Origin of the sequence: Brevundimonas sp. UBA7838 (assembly GCF_002500885.1) — a bacterium.
Classification (GTDB): domain Bacteria; phylum Pseudomonadota; class Alphaproteobacteria; order Caulobacterales; family Caulobacteraceae; genus Brevundimonas; species Brevundimonas vesicularis_C.
This window is the reverse complement of the sequence record NZ_DLTK01000091.1, coordinates 15,241-15,783: the sequence shown is the minus strand read 5'-3', so window position 1 is coordinate 15,783 and position 543 is coordinate 15,241. Positions and strand designations below refer to the sequence as shown.

General features: G+C 70.3%; 1 pseudogene. It reads right to left on the bottom strand.

Going from position 1 to position 543, the window contains the following annotated elements:
* A pseudogene (locus B3T77_RS07745) lies at positions 1–543 on the bottom strand (DNA mismatch repair protein MutS); the annotation flags it as partial.

Sequence of the window (543 nt, the reverse complement as noted above, 5' to 3'; positions counted from 1 at the left end):
GATGGCGCCGGCCAGCGCCTGGACCACGCCGCCCGAGCCGTCCAGGGCGTCGCGCGTCGTCTCGTCCGAATACATCCGGTCCGTGACCAGGACTTCAGACGGGCGGAAGGCGGCCAGGGCCGCGCCCAGGTCTTCGATAGAACAGGCGACGCTGTCGACCGCGCCGGACGACAGTTCGACCACGGCAACGGCCGCCCGACCTTTACGCACCGCGACCGCCGCCAGACGGTTGGCGCCGCGCGCGTCCAGCAGGCTGTCTTCGGTCAGGGTGCCGGGGGTGACGACCCGGACCACGCCGCGATGCACGACGGTCTTGCCGCCGCGCTTCTTGGCCTCGGCGGGGTCTTCCAGCTGTTCGCAGATGGCGACCTTGTGGCCGATGCGGATCAGGCGGGCGAGATAGCCCTCCATCGCATGGACCGGCACGCCGGCCATCGGAATGTCCTCGCCCTGATGCTTGCCCCGCTTGGTCAGGGTGATGCCGAGCGCCGCCGCCGCGACCTCGGCGTCCTTGAAGAACAGCTCGTAGAAGTCGCCCATGCG